We start from the raw sequence: 7,179 nt of genomic DNA, 5'->3' as shown, positions 1-7,179 counted from the left end.
CCCCCCCCCTCGCGCCCCCGGCCCCGCCGCCCCCCCGCCGGCGCCACGGGGTGCGGCGGGCGGCGCCGGTCGGGCCGGTCGCCGTTTCAGCCCTCCCGCCGGTAGCGCCGGCGCAGTCCCCGGTGGCCGAGGTAGAACCCGCCGGCCACACCGAGGAGCAGCGTGGCCGCCAGCGCGACCCACAGCGGCATGGTGACCTCGGGAACGAGCAGCCGGATCTTGGTCTGGCCGGTGTTCTCGAAGACGAAGACCAGCGTCAGCACGGCGACGACGAGGAAGACGACCCGGCCGGGGGTGAAGAACTCCCGGACACGGCCGTGGCGGGGAGCGGTCTCGGATGTCATGCCCCCAGGATCGCGCCACCGGGCCGCCGCCGCACGCCGAGCCGTGGCGACGCACGCCCGGCCGTCGCGGTGCGGGGGAGGTCGCCTCAGGGAGTGCCTGCGTAGACGCGCTCCACGAAGCCGGCGATCTCCTCCTCGGAGAGGTGCCGGGCCAGATCCGCCTCGCTGATCATCCCGACCAGCCGCTTGTCCGTGTCGACGACCGGCAGCCGGCGGATGCGGTGGCCGCCCATCTCCTCCAGCACGTCCGAGACGTCCGCCTCGGTCGATATCCAGCGCGGTGTGCCCTCGCACAGCTCCCCGGCGGTGACGCGTGCCGGGTCGTGGCCCGCGGCCACGCACTTGGTGACGATGTCGCGGTCGGTGAGGATGCCGCACATCCGGTCGTTGCTGTCGCTGACGGGCAGCGCCCCGACATCGAGCCGTCGCATCACCTGCGCGGCGCGGTCGAGAGTCTCGGTGGCGGGCAGCCACTGGGCGCCCGGGTGCATGATGTCGGCGGCGGTGGTCATCTGGTGCCTCCTTGGTCCGGCGGGCGTCCGGGCCGCGGCGCGACCCGGGTCGCGCGCACCGGTCACCCGGCGGCCGGGTGGCACGGGCGCACCCTTCCAGGGGAACGCCGCCCGCCGCCCGCCGCCACCGCGCGGGCGGGCGGACACCGACCGGCCCCGCTCCGGAGACCGGTCGCCACCGTGGCGGCGGCGACCGACGTCACTCCAGCATCGGGGCGTTGTACCGCAGGGTCGCCGCGTCGGCGTCGAGGACCGCGGGCAGGCCGAGCGCCAGCGTCAGCGGATTCGGGCCGTGCCCGAAGCCCAGCTCCTCCACGATGGGCACGCCCAGCGGACCGAGGCGGTCCAGCACCACCGCGCGGATCGTCTCGTAGGGCTCGCTGTCCTCCCAGGAGCCGAGGGCGACCCCGGCCACGCCGTCGAGCCAGCCCGCGTTCAGCAGCTGGCTCAGGCACCGGTCCAGCCGGTACGCCTTCTCCCCGATGTCCTCCAGCAGCAGGATGCCGCCGGCCGCGGAGTGACGGGCGGTGGGGCTTCCGAGATCGTCGGCGAGGAGGCTGGCGCAGCCGCCGATGGTGATCCCCTGGGCACGCCCGGGCACCAGGGTCGCCGCTCCCGGCGAGGTCAGCGAGGTGACCGACTCGGGTTCGAAGAGGGTGCGGCGCAGCTGCTCCAGCGCGTCCTTGTCGCGGAGGAACCCGTTGGTGGCGGGCATCGGCCCGTGCAGAGTGGCCAGTCCCAGCCGGGTGGCGAACGCCTCGTGCAGCACGGTGATGTCGCTGTAGCCGAGGAAGACCTTCGGGCCGGCGGAACGCATCGCGGACCAGTCGAGCAGGGAGGTGATCCGCTGTGCGCCGTAGCCGCCGCGTGCGCAGATCACGGCGGTCACGTCCGGGTCGCACCACGCCTCCTGGAGGTCACGGGCGCGGTCCTCGTCCGTACCGGCCAGGTAGGAGAGCCGGGGGTGGACGTCCAGCACGTGGGGGCCGACGCTCACCTCCAGCCCCCAGTCGTCGCGCAGGACGGTGAGCCCTGCCTCCAGCTGCTCCCGCTCGACGGGCGAACTGGGCGCCACGACCGCGACCTTGTCGCCCCGGCGCAGCCGCGCGGGGCGGGTCAGCGCCGGCACGGGCGCGACCGAGGCGTGGGAGGTCCCGTAGGCGGCGCCGGGGGTGGGGACATGGAGGGTCATCGCAGCTCCAAGGCGGTGAGGTCGTCCCGGCTGAGCCCGAACGTCTGGATGTAGAGGGCGAGTTCGGTCTCCAGCGCGCGCGTGATGGTGTCGGCCATGCGGAAGCCGTGGCTCTCACCCGCGAACGCGAGGTAGGCGTGCGGAACGCTCCGTCCCGCCAGTGCGGCGAGGAGCCGCTCGCTCTGGTCGGGCGGGCAGATCACGTCGTCCAGCCCCTGGAGCAGCACGAACGGGGCGGTGATCCGGACGGCGTTGCGCAGCGGCGAGCGCTCACGGTACCGGCCGGGAACCTCGTCGAGGGGGCCGATCAGCGAGTGGACGTACCGCGACTCGAAGTCGTGGGTGCCCGCCGCCCAGGAGGCCGGGTCCAGGACGGGGTAGGTGATGGTGCCGCAGGCGTAGCGGCCACCGGCCGGTCCGGTCGCCGCGAGCGAGGCGGCGGCCGTCCAGCCGCCGGCGCTTCCTCCCCGGATCGCGATCCGCCCGGGGTCGGCGACTCCCTCTGCACCCAGTGCGGCGGCGACCGCCGCGCAGTCCTCGACGTCGACGACGCCCCAGCTCTCGCGCAGCCGCTCCCGGTAGGCCCGTCCGTAGCCGGTGGAGCCGCCGTAGTTGACGTCGGCGACGCCGATGCCGCGCGAGGTGAAGTAGGCGATCTCCAGGTCGAGGACCATCGGGGCGCGGCCGGTGGGTCCGCCGTGCGCCCAGATGACGTAGGGCGGGAGTTCGCCCGGGAGCCCGGTACGGCCGGGTGAGGAGGGCGGGTAGAGGTTGGCGTGCACCTCGCGGCCCCCCGGTCCGGCGAAGGTGCGGTGTTCGGGGACGGGGTAGTGGCCGGGGTCCACCGCGTCGGTGTGGGCGGCGGCCACGACGCGGCTGTGCCCGGTGGCGGTGTCGAGCTGCACCAGCTCGTAGGAGGTGGCGGGCCCGGCGGCAACCCCGGTGACGCGGGTGCCCTGGACGGCGAGGGTCGGCGCCCACTCGCTCCAGGGGCCGGTGGCGTCGGTCAGTTCACCGGTGCCGGGGTCCAGGACCCCGAGCCGCTTGGCGCCGCGTCCGTGGACCACCGCGACCGGGCCGTCGGGCAGTGGCGCGAACCAGCGCATGCCGATCTTCCAGAGCGCGTCGGCGAACTCCTCCTCGCGGGGGCACAGCGGCTCGGCATCGGTGAGCGCGGGCACCGCCCCGGCACGCGGCCGGGCGCGGTGGAGGTTCCACCATCCGCTGCGGTCGGAGGCGAAGAGCAGCGAGCCGTCGGCGGCCCAGTCGGCCTGCGGCACCGACTCCCCCGGCCCGCCGGCCACGGTGACGGCGGAGCGCAGCGTCGCGGGGTGCGCGTTCTCGTCCCCGGTGTCGTCCGGGCCGGTGACCCGGGCCAGCTTCAGCTCGGTGCCCTCCCACGGCATCCGGGGGTGGTCCCAGGCGATCCACGCCGCGTGCCGGCCGTCCGGGGAGAGCTTGGGGCCGGTGACGAAACGGTGTGCGTCGTCGGTCAGTTCGCGCAGCGCCGACCGGTCTCCGGCCGCCGATCCGTCCAGCGGTACCGCGACGAGCAGCCGCCGCAGATCGGTCGGCCCCTCGCCGGTGAACTCCTCCAGCACACACCAGACCTCGCCGCGCGCCGGCAGCACCAGCGGGTCGGCGAAGCGCAGGCCGCCCCCGCCCGCTGACCCCGGTCTCCCCGGTCGGGGGCGTCCGGTTCGAGGGCGTAGAGCCGCTGGTCGCCGAAGTGGGTGAAGACCGCCAGCGGACCGCCGGAGGGACGGGCCACGCCCGCCCAGGGAAGCCCGCCGTACTCCAGCACCCGGTTGCGGACGTTCCAGGGCGCGGGCAGTACCGGTTCGGGCGGGCCGCCGTCCGCACGCAGCCGCATCAGGGCGCGCCGCCCGCCCTCGTGGGGACGGGCGGCGGTCCACCACAGCTCCTCGCCGACCGCGCCGACGGCGTCGGGCCGCCCGTCGTGGGCGGCCACCAGCCGGGCGTCGATCGGCGAGGGCCACGTTCCGTAGGGGGCGGGCCCGGGCTGCTCGGTCATCTGGTCGGCTCCTTCCGCGTCCGCCGCCTCCGGCCGGGCCGTGGCCGTCCCGGGCGGGGCGGCGTCCGCGCCGGTCACAGGGCGCGCAGCGCCCGGTCCAGCACCCGGGTACCGAAGTGCAGCGCTTCCACGGGTACCCGCTCGTCGACGCCGTGGAACATGGCGCCGTAGTCGAAGCCCTCGGGCAGCTTCAGCGGGGTGAACCCGTAGCCCACGATGCCCAGTCGGGAGAACTGCTTGGCGTCGGTGCCGCCCGACATGCAGTAGGGGACGACGTGGGCGCCGGGATCGAAGTGCTCCAGGGAGGAGCGCAGTACGTCGTAGGTGCGTGAGCCGACGGGTGCCTCGAGCGGGATCTCGCGGTGCTGGAACTCCCAGTCGACGTCGGGCCCGGTGAGCCGGTCGAGCGTCATGGTGAACTCGTCCTCGGCTCCGGGGACCATGCGGCCGTCGATGTGCGCGGTGGCACAGCCGGGGATGACGTTCACCTTGTACCCGGCGTCCAGCATGGTCGGGTTGGAGCTGTTGCGGACGGTGGCGGCCACCAGGTACGCGGCGGGGCCGAGCGCCTCCAGCAGCGCGTCGACCTCGCGCGCGAGGACGTCGGGGTCGTCGCTGTCCAGGGCGGGTGCGGGCAGTCCGTAGAGCGCGGCGAGTTCGGTCAGCGCGGCCCGGACGGTGGCGGTCAGCCGGACCGGCCACTGGTGCTCGCCGATGCGGGTCACGGCGGCGGCCAGCCGGCTGACGGCGTTGGCGTGGTTGACCTTGGAGCCGTGTCCGGCGCGGCCCCGGGCGGTGAGCCGCAGCCAGCCGGTGCCGCGCTCCCCCGCCGCCAGCGGGTAGATCCTCTTGCCGTCGCCGGGATGGAAGGTGTAGGCGCCGGATTCGCTGATGCCCTCGGTGCAGCCCTCGAACAGCTCGGGGTGCTGGTCGGCGAGGAAACCGGAACCGTACTGGGCGCTGTCCTCCTCGTCGGCGGTGAAGGCGAGCACGATGTCCCGGCGCGGCCGGACTCCGTGGCGGGCCCAGGCACGCACGACGGAGAGGACCATGGCGTCGGCGTTCTTCATGTCCACCGCGCCGCGGCCCCAGACCACGCCGTCGCGGATCTCGCCGGAGAAGGGATGGACGCTCCACTCGGCGGCGTCGGCGGGCACCACGTCGAGGTGGCCGTGGACCAGCAGCGCGCCCGCGGAGGGGTCGGTGCCGGGGATGCGGGCGACGACGTTGGTGCGGTCCGGTGCCTTCTCCAGCAGGGTCGGTTCCAGGCCGGCCTCGGTGAGGCGCTCGGCGACGTACTCGGCCGCGGCCCGTTCCACGCCGTCGCCCCGGCCGTGGTTGGTGGTGTCGATGCGGATCAGGTCGGATGTGAAGGTCACCGACTCCTGGAGCGCCCGCTCGTCGATCGCCTCCGGTGCTCCCCCGGTCTGCTCCGTCCGGCCGGACATGCCCTGGTCAGTCATGCCGGCCCCCAGCACGCGTGCTGCTGAAGATCTTCATGCCGCGCCACGTTACGCGGCGTGCGCGGCATCAGGAAGCCTATCGGCGACCGGCACTGGTCCAACCGGTGGCGGCGGCCGATTCCGCAGGTGGGGGCGGGCGCCGGGCGGTGCCGCGGGTGCTCAGCCGTACCACTCCTCGACGGCGGCGGAGACCAGCGTGGTGACGGCCTTGAAGGCGCGGATGCCCTCGTACATGTCGGGCGCGGTGTAGGCCACCCGGCGCTCCCCGGTCTGTTCCACGCCGGGGACGACGGTCGCGGCGCCCGCCAGGTGCTCGGCGTCGAACTCGACCTCCACCCGGCGGTCGCGCGGCCCGGCCGGGGGGTGGCGCACGGCGAGGGCCGTGGCCGCCGCGGCGGCCGCGCGGATGTCCGCGGCGGTCCGGGCGGGGGGACGGCAGACGGCGGCGTAGCGGGAGACGTAGTCCTTGACGGCCACGGTGCGGGCGTCGGGGGCGTAGCCCCGGGCGTCGGCGCAGGCCCGGTCGTCGCCGGTGACCAGGACGACGGGGGTGCCGTACTCGGCGACGACCAGCGCGTTCAGCAGACCCTCGCTGGCGCGGACGCCGTCCACGAAGACACCGGTGATGGAGTTGCCCAGGTAGGTGTGGGCGAGGACTCCCTCGTCCCCGGCGCCGGTGTGGTAGCCGACGAAGGCGATCCCGTCGGCGTCGCCGTGCTGGACCCCCTCGACCATGGAGAGCGCCTTGTGGCGGCCGGTCAGCATCGTGGCGCGGTCGTCGAGCTGTTCCAGCAGCAGGTTGCGCATCGTCATGTGTGCCTCGTTGACCAGCACCTCGTCCGCGCCACCGTCGAAGAACCCGGCGATCGCGGCGTTGACGTCGGAGGTGAACATCACCCGGTGGCGTTCCCACTGCGGGGTGCCGGGCAGGCAGTCGGCCGGCCAGGTGACTCCGGTGGCACCTTCCATGTCCGCGCTGATCAGGATCTTCATGGCGCGCAGGCTACGCCCTGCTGCCCGCCTGCGGGAAGGCGACACCGGGGAGCCTGGGCAGCACCGGGACCCGCTGGCCGGTGGCCGACTCCAGCATGGGGTAACCCAGTTCCAGCAGCTGGGCGACGATGTCGTCGCGCTCGGCCGGGTCGAGGCCGGTCATCGCCTCCAGCAGTGAGCCCACCCGGCCGGCGGCGTCGGGCAGGCTGTGGTGGGGAGCGAAACCGGCGGAGATCTGGACTCCGCCGGACGCCTGGTGCAGACGGGCGCCGTCGGTCGCGAGCACCAGCAGCCGCAGCAGCCCGGGGCCGGTGAGCGGCCAGGACCACCAGAGCACGTCGTCGGCGCCGAGTCCGTCGCAGGCGCCCCAGAATCTGCCGCTGGTGGGCGGTGCGGGCCCGAGGTCGACGGTCGCCGCGGCGTAGGCGGCACCGGCCGCGTCGCCGTCCCCGACGGCGTCGATCACGCCGGAGACCGGGAGCAGCGCGGCGGCGGGCCGGCCGAGCGCCTCCTCGCGCCGGAGGCCGAACAACCGGCGTGCGCCCCCGCCCCAGGAGGTCACGGCTCCCAGCCCGTCGACGGTGACGACGGCGAGCGGTATCCGGCCGGAGGACGAGGGGCCGCGTTGGGGGATCAGGGG

The 7,179-nt window shown here is 74.8% G+C and carries 5 protein-coding genes and 2 pseudogenes; all 7 read right to left on the bottom strand.

Going from position 1 to position 7,179, the window contains the following annotated elements:
• Positions 1-86 precede the first annotated feature (86 nt).
• Positions 87-344, bottom strand: a complete 258-nt coding sequence (locus E0D90_RS21545) for a LapA family protein (protein WP_130799716.1) — start codon at positions 342-344, stop codon at positions 87-89.
• An 86-nt stretch (positions 345-430) separates the two neighbouring features.
• Positions 431-856 carry a CBS domain-containing protein gene (locus E0D90_RS21540; protein ID WP_103500221.1) on the bottom strand — a complete coding sequence of 142 codons (426 nt, stop codon included), beginning with the start codon at positions 854-856 and terminating at the stop codon, positions 431-433.
• Between the two features lie 199 nt (positions 857-1,055).
• The gene (locus E0D90_RS21535) at positions 1,056-2,048 is read right to left on the bottom strand and encodes a S66 peptidase family protein (RefSeq protein WP_103500222.1); all 993 of its coding nucleotides are present in this window, start codon (positions 2,046-2,048) and stop codon (positions 1,056-1,058) included.
• Positions 2,045-4,083, bottom strand: a pseudogene (locus E0D90_RS21530) (prolyl oligopeptidase family serine peptidase). Before E0D90_RS21530 ends, E0D90_RS21535 begins: the two are co-directional and overlap by 4 nt.
• Before the next feature lie 74 nt (positions 4,084-4,157).
• The gene (locus E0D90_RS21525) at positions 4,158-5,546 is read right to left on the bottom strand and encodes a M20/M25/M40 family metallo-hydrolase (protein WP_438827432.1); all 1,389 of its coding nucleotides are present in this window, start codon (positions 5,544-5,546) and stop codon (positions 4,158-4,160) included.
• A gap of 159 nt (positions 5,547-5,705) precedes the next feature.
• Positions 5,706-6,539, bottom strand: a complete 834-nt coding sequence (locus E0D90_RS21520) for a M55 family metallopeptidase (protein ID WP_103500223.1) — start codon at positions 6,537-6,539, stop codon at positions 5,706-5,708.
• 10 nt (positions 6,540-6,549) lie between these two features.
• Positions 6,550-7,179, bottom strand: a pseudogene (locus E0D90_RS26745) (PAS sensor protein); the annotation flags it as partial.

It is taken from the genome of Streptomyces otsuchiensis (assembly GCF_004305975.1).
Lineage (GTDB): Bacteria > Actinomycetota > Actinomycetes > Streptomycetales > Streptomycetaceae > Streptomyces > Streptomyces otsuchiensis.
The sequence above is the reverse complement of the archived record's forward strand: the minus strand, read 5'-3'. Positions and strand labels throughout refer to the sequence as shown.

Excerpts from the sequence above, each read along its gene's own strand:
- E0D90_RS21540 (WP_103500221.1), bottom strand. The coding sequence starts at position 856 with ATGACCACCGCCGCCGACATCATGCACCCGGGCGCCCAGTGGCTGCCC.
- E0D90_RS21535 (WP_103500222.1), bottom strand. The coding sequence starts at position 2,048 with ATGACCCTCCATGTCCCCACCCCCGGCGCCGCCTACGGGACCTCCCAC.
- E0D90_RS21520 (WP_103500223.1), bottom strand. The coding sequence starts at position 6,539 with ATGAAGATCCTGATCAGCGCGGACATGGAAGGTGCCACCGGAGTCACC.
- E0D90_RS21545 (WP_130799716.1), bottom strand. The coding sequence starts at position 344 with ATGACATCCGAGACCGCTCCCCGCCACGGCCGTGTCCGGGAGTTCTTC.
- E0D90_RS21525 (WP_438827432.1), bottom strand. The coding sequence starts at position 5,546 with ATGACTGACCAGGGCATGTCCGGCCGGACGGAGCAGACCGGGGGAGCA.